This window comes from Mycobacterium lacus, from assembly GCF_010731535.1.
Classification (GTDB): domain Bacteria; phylum Actinomycetota; class Actinomycetes; order Mycobacteriales; family Mycobacteriaceae; genus Mycobacterium; species Mycobacterium lacus.
Genome location: NZ_AP022581.1, coordinates 2,333,846 through 2,350,862, shown reverse-complemented (window position 1 = coordinate 2,350,862; position 17,017 = coordinate 2,333,846). Strand labels below are relative to the sequence as shown.

The window sequence follows — 17,017 nt, the reverse complement described above, 5'->3', positions numbered from 1 at the left end:
CGCCCAGTCGGCCCAGCTTGTGATACAGGAGGCGCCAACGTGACACCTCGCGAGCCCGGCCGTTCGCAACGCTCCCGTCGTCTTCGGCCGCTGGCGCTGGCCGGGACTCTGGGGGCGCTGGCCGTCACCCTGAGCGGTTGCAGCTGGTCGGAAGCGCTTGCCATGGGATGGCCGGAGGGCATTACCCCGGAGGCCCACCTCAACCGGCAACTGTGGATCGGAGCGGTGATCGCGTCGCTGGTCGTCGGGGTGATCGTGTGGGGCCTGATTTTCTGGACCACCGCCTTCCATCGGAAGAAGAAATCCGACACCGAATTGCCCCGTCAGTTCGGCTACAACATGCCGCTGGAGCTGGTGCTTACCGTCACACCGTTCCTCATCATCTCGGTGCTGTTCTATTTCACCGTGGTGGTGCAGGAGAAGGTGCTGCACATCGCCAAGGATCCCGAGGTCGTGATTGACATCACCGCGTTCCAATGGAACTGGAAGTTCGGTTACCAGAGGGTCAACTTCAAAGACGGCACACTGACCTACGAAGGCGCCGACGAGGCGCGCAAGAAAGCCATGGTCTCCAAGCCGGAGGGCAAAGACTCGCACGGTGAAGAGCTCGTCGGGCCGGTGCGCGGGCTGAACACGGAGGACCGGACCTACCTCAACTTCGACAGGGTCGAGACGCTGGGAACCAGCACCGAAATTCCCGTCCTGGTGCTGCCCGCCGGCAAGCGTATCGAATTCCAAATGGCCTCGGCCGACGTCGTGCATACCTTCTGGGTGCCTGAGTTCTTGTTCAAACGGGACGTGATGCCCAACCCGGCAGCAAACAACTCCGTTAACGTTTTCCAGATCGAAGAGATCACCAAGACCGGGGCGTTTGTGGGCCACTGCGCCGAGTTTTGCGGCACCTATCACTCGATGATGAACTTCGAGGTTCGGGTGGTGTCCCCCAACGACTTCAAGGCCTACTTGCAGCAACGCATCGACGGAAAGAACAACGCCGAGGCATTGCTCGCGATCAACCAGTCGCCGGTCGCGGTGACCACTCACCCGTTCGACACCCGCCGCGGTGAAATGGCCCCCCAAGCCAGTAGGTAAGGACCCCATGCACATCGAAGCCAGACTGTTCGAGTTCGTCGCCGCATTCTTTGTCTTGACGACGGTCCTGTACGGCGTGCTGACTGCGATGTTCGCCACCGGCGGTGTCGAGTGGGCCGGCACCACCGCGCTGGCGCTCACAGGCGGCCTGGCCCTGATCGTGGCCACATTCTTCCGGTTTGTGGCCCGCCGTCTGGATGCCCGGCCCGAGGACTACGAGGGGGCTGAGATCAGTGACGGCGCAGGGGAATTGGGGTTCTTCGCGCCGCACAGCTGGTGGCCCATTGTGGTCGCGCTGTCGGGATCGGTGGCCGCCGTCGGTATCGCGCTGTGGTTGCCGTGGCTGATCGTCGCCGGCGTGGTATTCATCCTCGGGTCGGCGGCTGGACTGGTCTTCGAGTACTACGTCGGTCCTGAGAAGCACTGACCGGCACCGAGAAGGTCACAATCGGGGCATCAGTTGGTCGGGAGCCAGTTCGCCGTGACTTCTCCGCCCGGCCCAGTTGGGTAGGGTTTGGCGAAGCACAATGAGAATCCACCGAGCGCATGAGCAAGGATGCAGCCGCGGGGCGTCGTGCGCTGGTTTTGCAGTTGGACAGGGTAGGCAAAGATGAGCGGGCCGAATCCCCCGGGACCAGAAGAAGCCAATTCCGCCAGTGTGCCCAGCGCCGAATTAGAACCCATCGGCGAGGCCGGGGAGGAACTGCACGTGGATGCCAGCCGCCTCCACGGGGGCGAACTGGAACCCTACGACAGCGGCGAAGCCCAGCTAAACGAGCACCCGGGCGAGACCGGCGCTTACTCGCGGGCCTACTCCGCTCCGGAGTCCGAGCAATTCACCGGCGGCCCGTACGTGCCGGCCGATCTCGGGCTCTACGATTACGACAGCTACGACGAGTCCGACCTGGATGACGAACAGGCCGTTCCGCGGTGGCCGTGGGTGGTCGGCGTCGCCGCGATCTTGGCCGCGATCGCGCTCGTGGTTTCGGTATCGCTGCTCGTCACACGCACGGGCACCAGCAAACTTGCCATACCCGAAACGACGTCGTCGGCAGCGCCGGTTCAGGACGAGATCACGACCACCAAGCCGCCGCCACCACCACCGCCGACTACCGCGATTCCGACAGCGACGGAGACCCAAACAGTGACGGTTACCCCTCCGCCACCTGAGACCACTACGCCCCCGCCCCCGGCGACCACCTCCGTGCCGCCACCGGCGACCACCACCGCGGCGGCCCCACCCGCGACCACGACCACGACGCCGGCCGGTCCTCGCCAAGTCACCTACTCGGTGACCGGGACCAAGGCGCCGGGCGACATCATTTCGGTGACCTACGTCGACGCCTCCGGTCGGCGACGCACCCAGCACAATGTGTACATCCCGTGGTCGATGACGGTCACACCGATCTCGCAGTCCGATGTCGGTTCCGTCGAGGCCTCCAGCCTTTTCCGGGTCAGCAAACTAAACTGCTCGATCACCACAAGCGACGGAACGGTGTTGTCGTCCAACACCAATGACGCACCGCAAACGAGTTGCTGATGGTCAGCAGGTATTCCGCGTACCGGCGTGGGCCGGATACGGTCCCCCCGGACGTCGTCGATCGAGTCCTTGTCGGAGCGTGCGCGGCGATCTGGCTGGTCTTGATAGGCGTGAGCGTGGCCGCCACTGTGGCGCTGGTCGACCTGGGCCGCGGTTTCCACAAAATGGCGAGGAACCCGCACACCACTTGGGTGTTGTACGCCGTCATCATTGTCTCTGCGCTGATCATCGTGGGGGCGATCCCTGTGCTGCTGCGCGCACGCCGCATGGCCCACCGTGAGCCAGCTGCCCGGTCAGTAGGTGTGTCGGTACGCGGCGGGCAGCCGGTCAGGCCGGGATCTGCCGCGAATCGCACTCGGGGTGGGACAGCACGCTCGACGCAGGTCAAAGCGTTCTCGCAGGTCGCCGAGTGGTCGGGAGAGGCGGTAGACCGGATCTGGTTGCGCGGGACACTCGCGCTGACGGCCACCATGGGGATCGCACTGATCGCGGTCGCAGCGGCGACCTACCTGATGGCCGTTCGTCACGACGGTGCTTCCTGGGTCTGCTATGGCCTGGCCGGGCTCGTCACCCTGGGAATGCCGGTAATTGAGTGGCTGCACGTTCGGCAGCTGCGGCGTGTGCTTGCCGGTCATTAGCACTAGCGGGCTCGGCCGTTGGCGACGCAAACGAGCCCGCTGGGGGAGACGGCGTGCGGCAAGTAGGCGCCTCCACATTGCAGCCTCGGATCCGATGCCCTCGAAACTGTAGTTAGCGCGGGAAAACCCGAGTGGGCTCCGCGCTAACTACAGCTTCGGAGCTAGGACTTCTCACCGGGCCGTGCCAGCTAGCCGTGCTCGCCATCTGGGGAAACGGCGATGCTCTCCTGGTGTTCGCGCAATGCGGTCAGGGCACGTTGCTCGGCGGCGTGGCCGGCCTCGCGCAGCGCGGTGTCCTCTGATGCCGGATCGGCGAACAGGAAGCTGCCGCTACCCGGCGACCCGGCCGAGCCCAGCTTGTTCATCCGCTTGGGGACGGCGGCTCCCTGATACGCCAGCGGTATCGGGTGGCCGTGGTCATCGACCGGGCCGAGCGGCTGGTGCAGCTCGATGTAGGCGCCGTGCGGCAGCCGCTTGATGATGCCGGTCTCGACGCCGTGCTCGAGCACCGCGCGGTCGCTGCGTTGCAGCCCGATGCACCACCGATAGGTGATGAAGTAGACGAACGGCGGAAGCACCACCATGCCGATGCGCCCGATCCACGTCGTCGCGTTCAGCGAGATGTGGAACTTCAGCGCAATGATGTCGTTCATCGCGGCCAGCGTGAGGACCATGTAGAAGGCGATCGCCATGGCGCCGATAGACGTGCGCACCGGGACATCCCGCGGTCGCTGCAGCAGGTTGTGGTGGGCGTAGTCGCCGGTGAACCGCTTCTCCAGGAACGGGTAGACGATCAGCAGGACGAAAACCACGGTCATGATCACCGCCACCCAGACCGGGGCGGGAATGGTGTGATGCCAGAAGTAGAACTCCCACGCCGGCCAGATGCGGGCCAGGCCCTCCGTCCACATCATGTAGAAGTCCGGCTGCGAGCCGGCCGACACCTGTGATGGCTTGTAGGGCCCCAGGTTCCAGATCGGGTTGATTTGCAGCAAGCCGCCCATCAGGCCGAGCACGCCGACGATGGTGGCGAAAAACGCGCCGGATTTGAAGGCGAACACCGGCATCACCCGCACGCCGATGACGTTGTGCTCGGTGCGCCCCGGGCCGGGGAATTGGGTGTGCTTCTGGAACCACACCAACGCCAGATGCAGCCCTATAAGCGCCAGGATGATCCCCGGTAGCAGCAGGATGTGCAGCGCGTACAACCTCGGGATGAGGATGTTGCCCGGGAAGTCGCCGCCGAAAAGCAGCCAGTGCAGCCAGGTTCCGATCACCGGCATGCCCAGGGTGATCGACGACAGCGCGGCCCGCAGACCAATGCCCGACAGCAGGTCGTCGGGCAGCGAGTAGCCGAAGTAGCCCTCGAACATCGCCAGGATCAGCAGCAGCGAACCGATGATCCAGTTGGCCTCGCGCGGCCGCCGGAACGCCCCGGTGAAGAAGATGCGCGCCAGGTGCACCATGATCGCCGCGGCGAACATCAACGCGGCCCAGTGGTGGATCTGGCGGACGAACAAGCCGCCCCGGACTTCGAAGGAGATGTCCAGCGTCGACTGGTAGGCGCGCGACATCTCGACTCCGCGCAGCGGTTGGTAGACACCGTTGTAGGTGACCTCGAGCATCGACGGATCGAAGAACAGCGTCAGATACACGCCGGTGATCAGCAAGACGATGAAGCTGTACAGCGCGATCTCACCGAGCAGGAACGACCAGTGCGTCGGGAACACCTTGTTGAGCTGTCGGCGCAGAGCGGCCGAGGGGTGATAGCGCGTATCGATGTCCTCCGCTTGGCGGGCCAGGACATCACCGATCTTCGGAGGGCTCAGTTTCGGACTCATGTTGTCGTGCGCTCCCAAAATGCGGGTCCGACGGGCTCGATGAAGTCACCGTTGGCGACCAGATACCCGTTGCTGTCAATGGTGATCGGCAATTGCGCCAACGCACGGGCCGCCGGACCGAATATCGGTTTGGCGAAATGCAAAGCGTCGAACTGCGACTGGTGACAAGGGCACAGGATGCGGTAGGACTGCTGCTCGTACAGCGATGACGGGCAACCCAGATGCGAGCACACCTTCGTGAAGGCGAAGAACTCGCCGAAGTTGAAGCTTTCCTGCCCCTGGCGTTTGACCACGCGGCCCAGATCGCTGGGCTTGATCCGAATGAGCATCACCGGATTGCGGATCCCCAGCATGATCGCCGTCAGCTTCTCGCGTGATTCCACGGTGGTGCCGTCGCCGTCGGATTCGCGCCAGGGGAAGACGGTCTCCATCCCGCCGGCGTCGACGTCTTCCGGGCGCATCTTGACAAACGGTGCTCCCGCATGTGAGCCGGTGGCGCGCGCCAGGTAGATGGTTTCCCCCTGATAGCGCGGGGTCCAGCCCGACGTCCACAGCACGGCCTTCATACCGTTAGCGGTGGGGACGACCGGCTTCCACGGGTTCTTGATGAAGCCACCAGCAAACGCCACCAGGGTGCCAAGGCCGAACGCGCCCAAGCCCATGCCGAACGACAGCCCGATCAACTTGCGGCGCCCGATTGTCGAGCCCTCGAAGGCATCGGTCAGGTTCGCCACGACCGTCTTGCGGTCGATTTCGCGAGAAGCGCCGTCATGGCGTTCCTGGATCGAAATCTCTTCCGGGATAAACTTTTTCTGGAATATCACCGCCCCCACGGCGATCGACAGAATGGACAGCCCAAAGGTCAGGCCATACAGCGGGGTGGTCAGGGAATACCAGAAGCTGCCCGCGGCCTCCTTCGGTTTGTACTCCCACGGCCAGAACAAGAAGATCAGCAGTAGCGCCAGCCCGAAAATGCCACCCAGCAAAAGCCAGCGGGCGACCCCGCGCTCGGCGCGCTTCTCCGCCTTGGTGCCCTCCACCGGCCAGCGAGGCTCCTTGTACACGGTGTCGACACCATCCAGCCGGCCGCCCAGCGTCACCAGCTCCTGGTTCGACATCGCGGCCAGCGCCGCTTCGTCCGGGTCGCTGGCAGCCCCATGAGTGTGGGTGCCGGGACCGGTCACGTCGTCTTTCACGTCAGAGCCGTCGCTCATGATCGCGCCCCAATCCACAGTGCCAGCCCGATGGCGGCGACCATCCCAATGATCCATATCGCCATGCCCTCGGGCGCGGGTCCGAATCCGCCGAGGCCGTAGCCGCCAGGCTGACGTTCCTCGGCGACTGTCCTCACGTAGGCGATGATGTCCTTCTTCGCGTCGAAGGACAGCTGGCGGTCGGAGAACTTCGGCATGTTCTGCGGGCCGGTGAGCATCGCCGTAAGGATTTGCTGCTCATTGGCGGGTCCCAGGTCGGGCGCGAACTTACCCGACGACAGCGCCCCACCCTTGCCGGTGAAGTTGTGGCACGAGGCGCAGTTGAGCCGGAACAAGTCGCCGCCGCGGCCCAGGTCCTCACCCCGTAGCGATCGCATCGCGATGCTGCCGTCGGGGTTGCGCACCACGGTGGGGCCACCCCCGTTGGCTTGCACGTAGGCGCCGATCGCGTCGACCTGTGCTTCATCGAATATCGGCTCCTTGCGCGGCGCCTGAGCCTCACCCCGCATGGCGGGCATCCGGCCGGTCGACACCTGGAAGTAGACGGCCGCCTCGCCGACCCCGATCAGGCTTGGCCCGTGGTCGGGCACGCCCTGCAGGTTGGCGCCGTGGCAGGACACACACGAGGTGTCGAATAGCTGTTTGCCGGTGCGCAGCAGCGCTGAGGACGACTCGTCGGCGACGGCCACCTGCGGCTTGGGGGTCAGCACGGCAGCCAGCCCGCCGGCGATGGTCAGCGCTATCAGCAGCAGCAGGCCACCGGACAAACGGCGGCGAAGACGCCGCCGCGACGGAGCAATCCGCTTGCTGCCACCGGATCGGGTGGACCCCAGTTTCTTCAACCGAGCACTCCTGTTAGTCGGGCGGGGGCTCATCGGATGAAATAGATCACGGTGAACAGCGCGATCCACACAATGTCGACGAAATGCCAGTAATAGGAGACGACGATGCTGGCGGTGGCCTGCGCCGGCGTGAACTTGCTCATCGCGGTGCGGGCCAGCAGGAAAATGAAGGCAATCAGGCCGCCGGTGACGTGCAGCCCGTGGAAGCCCGTAGCTAGATAGAACACGCTGCCGTATGCGCTGCTGGGAATGGTGGTCCCGTGACTCGTGAGGTGGAGGTACTCGTAGGCCTGGCCCAGGATGAAGAACAGGCCCATCAAGAAGGTGATCACATACCAGCGGCGCAGCCCGAAGACGTCGCCACGCTCGGCCGCGAACACGCCCATCTGGCAGGTGAACGACGAGGCGATCAGCACCAGCGTCACCGGCACGGCCTGGTAGAGGTTCAGCTCGGTGGGCGGTGGTGGCCAGTTCCCGCCGGCCTGGGCGCGCGCCGTGAAATAGAACGCGAACAGACCAGCAAAGAACATCAGCTCGCTAGAGAGCCAGACTATGGTGCCAACACTGACCATGTTGGGTCGATTCAGCGAATGCACGCGCGACGTGATTGCAGTCCCTGAGGTCCCCACGGCGGTCGTCACATCCGCAAGTATGACGCTTTGTAGTTGTCGAACTCTACCCGGGTCAGAAATTTTCAAGCATTTCGATTGACGCGCGTCGTGTCCGGAGGTTGGGGAGCGAGCAGCCCGCGTGGGACCATCGGCGACGTGGCGTTGTCATCTGAGGCCCCCTCGCACCGAGACTCTCCGGGAGCACAAGCCGGGTCGGCGACGTCGTGGCCGCAGATCCTGGGTCGGCTGACGGACCGGAACGACCTCGTCAGAGGCCAGGCCTCCTGGGCCATGGACCAGATCATGACCGGTCATGCGAGCCCGGCACAGATCGCCGCATTCGCGGTGGCGATGAAGATGAAGGTTCCCACCGCGACCGAGGTCAGCGAGCTGGCCGACGTCATGCTCAGCCACGCGCGCCAGATGCCCCGCGCGGCGGTTCGGGACGACACCGTCGACATCGTGGGTACCGGTGGTGATGGCGTCAACACGGTCAACCTGTCCACCATGGCCGCGATCGTGGTGGCGGCCGCGGGCGTGCCGGTGGTCAAACACGGCAACCGGGCGGCGTCGTCACTGTCCGGCGGCGCCGACACGCTGGAGGCGCTCGGGGTGCGCATCGATCTGGGGCCCGACCAGGTTGCGCGCAGCCTCGCCGAGGTCGGGATCGGGTTCTGCTTCGCGCCGCTGTTTCATCCGTCCTACCGGCGCGCCTCGGCGGTGCGCCGCGAGATCGGGGTGCCCACGGTGTTCAATCTCCTTGGGCCGCTGACCAATCCGGCCTGGCCGCGCGCCGGGTTGATCGGCTGTGCTTTCGCCGACCTCGCGGAGGTGATGGCGGGGGTGTTCGCGGCGCGCCGCTGCAGTGTGCTGGTTGTGCACGGCGACGACGGGCTCGACGAGTTGACCACGACCACGACGAGCACGATCTGGCGGGTGCACGCGGGCACGATGGAGAGGCTGACGTTGGATCCCGCGGGATTCGGCTTCGTGCGGGCCAACCTCGACGACCTGCGCGGCGGCGACGCGCAGGCCAACGCGGCCCAAGCGCGCGCGGTGCTGGGCGGCGCGACGGGACCGGTTCGAGATGCCGTGGTGCTCAACGCGGCGGGAGCATTCGTCGCGCACGCCGGGCTATCCAGTCGCGCCGATTGGCTGCCGGCGTGGGAGGACGGGTTGCGGCGGGCCCGCGCCGCGATCGACAGCGGTGCGGCCGAACAGCTGCTCGCGCGATGGGTGCGGTTCAGCCAGCAGGTCTAACGTCGCTTGGTCGCCGGCCAGCCGCGCCGATCGCGCCAACGCCGCCCACGCCGCCCAGGCGCCCGCTGACCCCAGTGGTGACGCCCACGCGCCCTCGGATACCCGCACGATGCGCACCCCCGGCGTCGCGAGCCAGCGCGCGATGAGCGCGGTCTCTTCGACCAGCGCACCGGCGAGCGGCGCCGGCGCCGCCAGGATCGCTTGGGCGCTAGCCGCGATGGCGTCGACCACCGGCATCGGCGGCACTCCGCGCCGGGCGCAGCCGGCCGCGGCGAGTTGACCATGGCGGATCACGGCGAGTTGCCAGCCGCCCTCCCCTTTGGGGCCGTCCGGCTTGGCGGCGATCAGCTCGCCCACGGTGGCCAGCGCGCGCAGTCGCTGGCCACGCCACAGCGCTTCGATAGCGGTGGCCGTCTGGTCACGCAGTCGCGCAGCGCTCTCATAGCGACAGCGTTCGGCGAGCGCCGCGACCCGGTGGACGGCAGCCGCTAGCGCCGTGTTGTCGCGTCCGTCGATCAGGGCCGCGGCACGCTGCGTCGCCGCGGTGTACTTCGCCGCGGTGACGTCGCGGTCGGCGGGGCAGGGCGACACTACGAGCTCGGGGCAGGCCGGCCCGTGCAGAGCCGATCGCGCCAGGCGTTTGGTGCAGGTTCGGACCCCGGTGAACCGTGCCAGCAAAGCCGCAGTCTCGGCGGCGTCGGCGCGGGATCTAAACGGGCCGACGGCGCGGTCGTGCCGCGGGGCACGAACCACCGACAGGCGTGGAAACGCTTCGTCGGTGAGCACCACCCACCACCATCGGTGTGGGAACCTCGACCTGCGGTTGTATGGCGGTGCATGGGCGGCCAGCATCCGCAGCTCACGGACACCGGCCTCCAGTGGGTGCGCGCACTCGATGTGGTCGATCGCGTCGGCGAGTGCGACCATCTCCCGCATGCGGCCACGGGAGTCGGCGCCGTTGAAGTATTGACTTACCCGGCGTCGCAGGTCGACCGCGGTGCCGACGTAGAGCACCTCGCCCGACGGTCCGCGGAACAGGTAGACGCCCGGGCGGTGCGGCAGGCCGTCAGCCAGCACCCGTTTGCGGCGCTGAGCCGCGGTCACGCCGGGCAGGTACGAGCGCAAGTCGGCATAGGTGTGCACGCCCTGGTTGCCCACTCTTTCGATGAGTGCATGCAACACGTCGACGGTGGCGCGGGCGTCGTCGAGGGCTCGGTGGGTGGGCGGGGTGGCGACGGCGAACAGTCTTGCCAGGGCAGCCAGCCGCACGCTGGGGGCTTCCTCCCGGCTCAGCACCCGGCGGGCCAGCCGCACCGTGCACAAGACCTTGGGCCGCGGCCAGGTGATTTCGCACCGCTGCGCGGCGGCCCGCAGGAATCCGACGTCGAACCCGGCGTTGTGGGCGACCAGAATCGCGTCGCCGGCGAACTCGAAAAACATCGGCAGCACGGCGTCGATGGTTGGCGCGTCGCCCACCATGGCCGTGGTGATGCCGGTGAGTTGGACGATCTGGGGCGGGATGCTGCGCTGCGGGTCCACCAGGGTCGCGAATTCTCCAAGCACGGCGCCGCCGCGTACCTTGACCGCCCCGATTTCGGTGATCGCGTCGGCCGGTATCCCCGGGGCGCTGGTCGTGCGTCCGCCGGTGGTCTCCAGGTCGAACACGACGAAGGTGGTCTCACGCAACGGTATTTCGTCGGCCGGGACCCAGGCCTGGGCTTCCGACAGGTCGGCGAAACTCAGCTGAGTCGCGCCGGTGACACCCATGGCGCAGACGTTAGGCATCGCGACCGACACCCAGCCTTTCCCACGCCGGGCATCACGCGAATAAATGTCGGTGCCGGCGGTTAGCGTTCGCGGACAGCCGGACCACCCGGCCAAGCCGGAACGAAAGGACATGACTCAGATGGCATCAAGCAGCGGATTCGACCGTGAAGGCGGCGCGGCGCCCGGGCCGGGGGCGCCGGTGGTTATCGACTGTGACGACTGCGCTGTCCGTGGGCCCGGCTGCCACGACTGCGTCGTTACCGTGCTACTCGGGGTACCGGAAACCTTGTTGCACGACGAACGCGCCGCGCTGGAAGTGCTCGCGCAGGCCGGATTGGCTCCGAGGTTGCGTCTGGTGCCGATCCGCCGCGACCGCGGATCGGGTGTGGCGTAGGGTCTCTGCGTCCCGGTTGCTATAGCAGACGCGCGGCGGCTCACAAGGTAATGACAGAAATCTATCCATTTTCTTAATCTCCCCCTTTGGACAAACGCCGATATCGTTTCGTAACCTGTTTGAGACCTAAACCAGCTCGGCGACTCTACGTCGATGGCAGTTTAAGGAAGCAAATTTTGAGGCTCGCCTGTTCGCGGTCGATCGCGCGGGTAATCATGCGATCCGCCATCAGTTCGTTAGCGAGTTTCACCTTGTTGTCCGGCGTTGTCGCCGCGAATTCGGCCGCTGATCCGGCCGACGACGCGCTGGCAAAACTCAACGAGCTGTCGCGGCAGGCCGAGCGGACCACCGAGGCGATGCACACCGCGCAACTCGACTTGAACGCGAAGCTTGCTGCCCAGCAGGCTGCGGAGAAGAAGCACGCCGACGACCAGGCCGCCGCCGATGCCGCGAAAGCCCGCTTGGCCACCTTCCAGGCCGCCGTCAACAAGCTTGCCGCCGCCACCTACATGGGCGGTCGCACCGACGGTATGGACGCCATCTTGACGGGGCAGTCACCGCAGCTGGTGATCGACAGGCTGGCCTTGCAGCGGGTGTTGGCGTCCCAGATGGCCACGCAGATGGCCAATTTTCGGGCCGCCGGAGAACAAGCTGCCAGGGCTGAGCGGGCGTCCGCCAGGTCCGCGGCGGATGCCAAGGCCGCGGCCGAGCAGGCCGCCGCGGTGCGGGCGAGCCTGCAGCGCAAGCAGAGTCAGCTGCAGGTGCAGATCGCCGTCGTGAAGTCGCAGTACATGTCGTTGACGCCCGAGCAGCGCACCGCCCTCGCCGACCCAGGGCCGGTCCCGGCGACCGCCGCGATCGCCGTCACGCCGGCGCCGGGGGCGTTGCCGCCGGGTGAGCCACCGGCCGGCGGGGCCCCGTCGGGCGAGGCTCCACCGCAGGGTGGGATGCCTGGAATGCCGGTCGCGCCCGGTGGCGGTGACCGTGCGGTTGTCGTGCAGGCCGCGTTGGCCCAGATCGGAACGCCCTATGCGTGGGGCGGCGCTGCACCCGGTGGATTCGACTGCTCCGGATTGGTGATGTGGGCGTTCCAGCAGGCCGGCATCGCGCTGCCGCACTCCAGCCAAGCGCTGGCCCAGGGTGGTCAGCCGGTTGCGTTGTCCGACCTGCAGCCCGGCGACGTGCTGACCTTCTACTCCGACGCGTCTCATGCCGGCATTTACATCGGTGACGGCATGATGGTCCATTCCTCCACCTTCGGTCAGCCGGTGCGGGTGGTGCCCATGAACTCGTCCGGTCCGATCTACGACGCCCGCCGTTACTGAGAGCCTCGTCGCGGGACGGCCTCGCCCGCGAGGGCGGTGGCCCTCGATCCTGCTGGCGTGCGTGTTTGTGGTCGGGCTGATCGCGGCCGCGGCCGTGCCCCTACGTCCCCATGGCGGCCACGTGAGCGCTGCGCCGACGCCGTTGGTCGTCGGCGATCGCACGGTCCGGATGGTGAGCCTCGGCGGCCCGGGGACCGACCGCCTGCTGTCGCGTATCGCGGCGGCCATCGGCACCGCGGTCGGCGAAGTGGAGGCCTTCTGGGGTGTCGATTGGACGCGCGACATCTCGGTGGTGGCCACCGGATCGGACGAACAGTTTCGTGCCGCCGCGGGCGGGGGCCCGGCGTCGCGGTGGGCGGACATCGCGGCGGTGACGGTCGTCGACAGCGTCGATCCGGCGCGCCAGACGGCCGTCGGCCAACGAATTGTGTTCGCACCGGGGGCGGCGGGCATGAGCGATGCCGCATTACGAATAGTGTTGGCGCATGAGCTTTTTCACTATGCGGCGCGGCGCGATACTGCCCTGGACGCACCCCGATGGCTGACCGAGGGGGTAGCCGATTTCATCGCCCGGCCGAACAGCGCGATGCCCGATGAGGTCGTGTCGATGGTGCCTTCGCTGCCGTCGGACGCCGAGCTGGACACCCCCGGGCAGCAGCGCTCGTTGGGCTATGACCGCTCGTGGTGGTTCGCCCGCTTTGTCGCCGATAGTTATGGGACGACGAAGCTGCGCGAGCTCTACCTGGCCGCTTGCGGTGTCGGACACGCCGACATGTTCAGCGCCCTGCGCGACGTGCTGGGCGCCGACCCGGCCGGCCTGCTGCAGCGCTGGCAACAGTGGCTGGTCGGCTAGCCTGTCGCAGTGAGCCGGGTCCTGCTGGTGACCAACGACTTTCCGCCCCGCCGTGGCGGCATCCAGTCTTACCTGGGCGAGTTCGTCGGCCGGCTGGTCCAATCCGCTTCAGGGGCCGGATCCCACGCGGTGACGGTGTACGCACCCCAATGGAAGGGTGCCGATGCGTTTGACGACTCGGCCCGGGCCGCCGGCTATCGGGTGGTGCGCCATCCCGGCACGCTGATGCTGCCCGGCCCGACGGTCGATATCCGGATGCGCCGGCTGATCGCCGAACACGGCATCCAGACCGTGTGGTTCGGCGCGGCCGCACCGCTGGCTGTGCTGGCGCAGCGTGCCCGGCAGGCCGGAGCGGCCCGGGTGCTGGCCAGCACGCACGGCCACGAAGTGGGTTGGTCGATGCTTCCGGTCGCGCGGTCGGTGTTGCGCCGCATCGGCGATGACACCGACGTTGTGACGTACGTCAGCCGGTACACGCGGTCCCGGTTCGCGCCGGCCTTCGGGGCCGCGGCCGCGTTGGAATACCTGCCCCCCGGGGTCGACACGGATCGATTCCACCCGGATGCGGCCGCGCGGGCCGAGCTGCGTCAACGTTACCGGCTGGGCGAGCGGCCAACCGTGGTGTGCGTGTCGCGGCTGGTACCGCGCAAAGGCCAGGACATGCTGATCAGGGCGCTGCCGTCGATCCGGCAGCGCGTCGATGGAGCCGCGTTGGTGCTCGTCGGGGGCGGCCCGCACCTCGCGGCGCTACGCAAACTGGCCGGGGATTGCGGGGTGGCCGACGACGTGACGTTCACCGGCGGCGTGCCCGGCGACGAACTACCGGCACACCACGCTCTTGGCGACGTGTTCGCGATGCCTTGCCGAACCCGGGGCGCCGGAATGGACGTCGAGGGCTTGGGCATTGTCTTCCTGGAGGCCTCGGCCACCGGAGTGCCGGTGATTGCCGGCCAATCGGGTGGAGCCCCGGAAACGGTGCAGCACAACAAGACTGGACTGGTGGTCGACGGCCGCGCGGTCGACAAGGTGGCTGACGCCGTCGCCGAGTTGCTGACTGATCGGGACCGGGCCGCCGCGATGGGCGCCGCCGGCCGGGAATGGGTGACGGCCCACTGGCGCTGGGACACACTGGCTGCCCGGCTGGCGGACCTGCTGCGCGGCTAGGGGTGGCGAGCAGACGCAAAAGGCCCCAATTTCGTTGCGAAATGGGGCCTTTTGCGTCTGCTCGCCATGTTAGTCCGAGCTGTAGATTGCCTCGATTTCGGGGGCGAACTTCTCGGCTACCACGGTGCGCTTGACCTTCATGGTCGGCGTCAGTTCACCAGTGTCCTCGGTGAAGTCGACGGGCAGAATGCGGAACTTGCGGATCGACTCAGCATGCGACACCGCCAGATTGGCCTGCTTGATCGCCGCGTCCACCTCGGCGACGAGATCGGGGTCGGTGGCCAGATCGCCCACCGAGGCGCTGGCCGGCTTGCTGTTGCGTTGCTTCCAGCCGTCGAGCGCCTCGGGATCGACGGTGATCAGCGCGCCGATGAACGGCTTGTTGTCCCCGACCACCATCGCCTGGCTTATCAGCGGGTGTGCGCGCAGCTGGTCCTCGAGCACGGCGGGGGCGACATTCTTCCCGCCCGCGGTGACGATGATCTCCTTCTTCCGGCCGGTGATCGTCAAGAAGCCATCCTCGTCGATCGCGCCCAGATCGCCTGTCTTGAACCAGCCGTCGGTGAATGCCTCGTCGGTGGCCTGCTCGTTGTGCCAGTAGCCACTGAACACGACCCCGCCGCGCACCAGCAGCTCGCCATCGTCGGCGATGCGTAAACCGTTGCCAGGCACCGGCTTTCCGACGGTCCCGATCTTAAGGGCACCGATCTGGTTGGCCGTGATGGCCGCGCTGGTCTCCGTCAGGCCGTAGCCCTCGTAGATGGTCAGGCCCACCCCGCGATAGAAATGGCCCAGCCGTGAACCCAGCGGCGCGCCACCCGAGACGGCCGCGTGGCAGGCACCGCCCAGCGCTGTGCGCAGCCTGTGGTAGACCAGCCGGTCGAACAACGCATGTTTGGCGCGCAGCAGCAGCCCTGGGCTGCCGTGGTCTTGGGCGCGGCTCCAATCGACCGCGGTCTGGGCCGCCATCTTGAAGATCGGGGCTTTGCCCTCGTTGGCGGCGTTTTGCGCGGCCGTGTTGTACACCTTCTCAAACACGCGTGGCACCGACACCACCACGGTGGGTTTGAAGACCGCGAACATCGGCAGCAGATTCTTGATATCGCTGGTGAAGCCGACGGTCACTTTGCTGGCGAGCGCGGCCAAGGTGAGGGCGCGAGCCAGCACGTGGGCCAGTGGCAAGAAGACCAGCAGCCGCTGACCTTCGCACAACAGCGTGGGCAGGCACTCCCGGGTACCCCGCATTTCGTGGAGCAGGTTGGAGTGGCTGAGTTGGCAGCCTTTGGGCCGTCCGGTCGTGCCTGACGTGTAGATGAGCGTCGCCGGGTGGTCGGCCCGCAGTGCCTCGAGGCGGGCGGTCAGCTCGGCCGGGTCGACCGCGGCGCCGGCCTGCGCGAGCTCCTCGAGCGCCTTGGGACCCGATCCATTGATCAGCAGCACCCGGCGCAGCGCCGGCAATTCGCCGGTGAGCTCGGTGACGATCGCTGCGTGCGCGTCGGTTTCTGCGAACGCCAACACCGCTGCTGAGTTCTGCAGGACCCAGCGCACCTGCTCGGCCGACGACGTCTCATAGATCGGCACCGTGACCGCGCCCACCGAGAGGATCGCCAGGTCGAGGATCGCCCACTCGTAGCAGGTGGCCGAAAAGATGGACACCCGGTCACCGGCCCGCACGCCCAGGGCGATCAAACCCAGTGCCGCAGAGCGAATCTGGTTAGCCGCCTCGGCACAGGTGACATCGGTCCAGACGCCGTCGATCAGGCGTTGGTAGATGACGAAGTCGGGATCGTCGCGCTCGTGCTGGTAGACCACCGCCGCTAAATTGTCGCGCTCGCCGACCGAAAAGCGGGCTGGGACGCTGTACTCACGCACTCGTTTGACCTCGTTTGACTTCGGTATGACGTTTCCCGGGGTGCCGGCTTGCCGTCGCCCAGCCTAATCCGGGCATTGGCACTGCATCGAAGCGGCCGGTTGGGCGGCGACCTCGTTTGCGGGGGCGTGCCCGCGTACGGCTTTTGATTCCGTGCCCTGACCGGGGTCCTTCGGACGGGTTGTGTGAAGCTGAGGCCATGTACAGCATCCAGATCGCCGACGAGACGTTTGTCGCCGCTGACGGCGCACGGGTCGCGGCCGCGATCGCCGATCGGTCGAGTTGGCGCCGCTGGTGGCCGGACCTGCGCCTGACGGTCACCGAAGACCGTGGCGATCGGGGAATCCGGTGGGCGGTTGCCGGCGCACTGACCGGCACCGCAGAGGTCTGGCTGGAACCGTCGTTCGATGGGGTGCTGCTGCACTACTACCTGCATGCCGAACCGACCGGCGCGGCGGCCTGGCAGCTGGCCCGGATGAACCTGGCCAAGATGACTCACCGCCGCCGGGTGGCGGGCAAAAAAATGGCTTTCGAGGTCAAGGCGACACTCGAGCGGTCGCGCCCCATCGGAGTTTCTCCGGTAGTTTAACCGGGTTAACGTTTTGG

Annotated in this window: 15 protein-coding genes and 1 pseudogene; 10 read left to right on the top strand and 6 right to left on the bottom strand. The window is 66.8% G+C overall.

Annotated elements, in window-relative coordinates:
- Positions 1 to 39 precede the first annotated feature (39 nt).
- From ctaC to G6N24_RS10720, 4 genes are all read left to right on the top strand, one after another.
- Positions 40 to 1,092, top strand: coding sequence for an aa3-type cytochrome oxidase subunit II (gene ctaC, locus G6N24_RS10735; protein ID WP_085161862.1), 1,053 nt, complete (start codon positions 40 to 42; stop codon positions 1,090 to 1,092).
- Between the two features lie 7 nt (positions 1,093 to 1,099).
- Entirely contained in the window at positions 1,100 to 1,519 is a 420-nt protein-coding gene (locus tag G6N24_RS10730) for a cytochrome c oxidase subunit 4 (RefSeq protein ID WP_085161863.1), read from the top strand.
- Positions 1,520 to 1,702: 183 nt separating this feature from the next.
- Positions 1,703 to 2,632, top strand: coding sequence for an MmpS family transport accessory protein (locus G6N24_RS10725; protein WP_085161864.1), 930 nt, complete (start codon positions 1,703 to 1,705; stop codon positions 2,630 to 2,632).
- On the top strand, positions 2,632 to 3,270 hold the full coding sequence (locus G6N24_RS10720; protein ID WP_085161865.1) for a DUF2561 family protein: 639 nt from the start codon (positions 2,632 to 2,634) through the stop codon (positions 3,268 to 3,270). Before G6N24_RS10725 ends, G6N24_RS10720 begins: the two co-directional genes overlap by 1 nt.
- Positions 3,271 to 3,458: 188 nt before the next feature.
- Here the strand turns inward: G6N24_RS10720 and qcrB are convergent, their stop codons facing one another.
- Genes qcrB through ctaE form a run of 4 tightly spaced genes read right to left on the bottom strand, consistent with a single transcriptional unit; the run spans position 3,459 to position 7,808 of the window.
- On the bottom strand, positions 3,459 to 5,111 hold the full coding sequence (gene qcrB / locus G6N24_RS10715) for a cytochrome bc1 complex cytochrome b subunit (RefSeq protein WP_085161866.1): 1,653 nt from the start codon (positions 5,109 to 5,111) through the stop codon (positions 3,459 to 3,461).
- Positions 5,108 to 6,325 (bottom strand): cytochrome bc1 complex Rieske iron-sulfur subunit, encoded by a 1,218-nt coding sequence (gene qcrA / locus G6N24_RS10710; protein WP_085161933.1) that lies wholly within the window; start codon positions 6,323 to 6,325, stop codon positions 5,108 to 5,110. Before qcrA ends, qcrB begins: the two co-directional genes overlap by 4 nt.
- A complete protein-coding gene (qcrC, locus tag G6N24_RS10705; protein WP_085161867.1) occupies positions 6,322 to 7,167 on the bottom strand; it encodes a cytochrome bc1 complex diheme cytochrome c subunit in 846 nt (281 codons plus the stop codon). Before qcrC ends, qcrA begins: the two co-directional genes overlap by 4 nt.
- Before the next feature lie 29 nt (positions 7,168 to 7,196).
- Positions 7,197 to 7,808: an aa3-type cytochrome oxidase subunit III gene (ctaE, locus tag G6N24_RS10700; protein ID WP_085161868.1), complete on the bottom strand. Its 612-nt coding sequence runs from the start codon at positions 7,806 to 7,808 to the stop codon at positions 7,197 to 7,199.
- 126 nt (positions 7,809 to 7,934) lie between these two features.
- Between ctaE and trpD the strand changes: the two genes are divergently transcribed.
- The gene (gene trpD / locus G6N24_RS10695) at positions 7,935 to 9,038 is read left to right on the top strand and encodes an anthranilate phosphoribosyltransferase (protein WP_232070748.1); all 1,104 of its coding nucleotides are present in this window, start codon (positions 7,935 to 7,937) and stop codon (positions 9,036 to 9,038) included.
- Here the strand turns inward: trpD and G6N24_RS10690 are convergent.
- Positions 8,976 to 10,805: pseudogene (locus G6N24_RS10690) on the bottom strand (DEDD exonuclease domain-containing protein); the annotation flags it as partial. The gene trpD and the pseudogene G6N24_RS10690 sit on opposite strands and share 63 nt — an antisense overlap.
- A gap of 139 nt (positions 10,806 to 10,944) precedes the next feature.
- On the opposite strand from G6N24_RS10690, the gene G6N24_RS10685 reads away from it, so the two are divergent.
- The 4 genes from G6N24_RS10685 (at position 10,945) to pimB (ending at position 14,541) form a co-directional block, all read left to right on the top strand.
- Positions 10,945 to 11,199, top strand: coding sequence for a hypothetical protein (locus G6N24_RS10685; protein ID WP_085161934.1), 255 nt, complete (start codon positions 10,945 to 10,947; stop codon positions 11,197 to 11,199).
- A gap of 215 nt (positions 11,200 to 11,414) precedes the next feature.
- Positions 11,415 to 12,524 carry a peptidoglycan hydrolase RipC gene (gene ripC / locus G6N24_RS10680; protein ID WP_085161869.1) on the top strand — a complete coding sequence of 370 codons (1,110 nt, stop codon included), beginning with the start codon at positions 11,415 to 11,417 and terminating at the stop codon, positions 12,522 to 12,524.
- A gap of 49 nt (positions 12,525 to 12,573) precedes the next feature.
- Positions 12,574 to 13,377, top strand: coding sequence for an eCIS core domain-containing protein (locus G6N24_RS10675; protein WP_085161870.1), 804 nt, complete (start codon positions 12,574 to 12,576; stop codon positions 13,375 to 13,377).
- A gap of 9 nt (positions 13,378 to 13,386) precedes the next feature.
- Complete coding sequence (gene pimB / locus G6N24_RS10670) at positions 13,387 to 14,541, top strand: GDP-mannose-dependent alpha-(1-6)-phosphatidylinositol monomannoside mannosyltransferase (protein ID WP_085161871.1); 1,155 nt, start codon at positions 13,387 to 13,389, stop codon at positions 14,539 to 14,541.
- A 69-nt stretch (positions 14,542 to 14,610) separates the two neighbouring features.
- On the opposite strand, the gene G6N24_RS10665 is transcribed toward pimB, so the two are convergent.
- Positions 14,611 to 16,413 carry an AMP-dependent synthetase/ligase gene (locus G6N24_RS10665; RefSeq protein ID WP_085161872.1) on the bottom strand — a complete coding sequence of 601 codons (1,803 nt, stop codon included), beginning with the start codon at positions 16,411 to 16,413 and terminating at the stop codon, positions 14,611 to 14,613.
- Positions 16,414 to 16,610: 197 nt separating this feature from the next.
- Here G6N24_RS10665 and G6N24_RS10660 point away from each other — a divergent pair, with 197 nt between their 5' ends.
- A complete protein-coding gene (locus G6N24_RS10660; protein WP_085161873.1) occupies positions 16,611 to 17,000 on the top strand; it encodes a polyketide cyclase / dehydrase and lipid transport in 390 nt (129 codons plus the stop codon).
- Positions 17,001 to 17,017 lie beyond the last annotated feature (17 nt).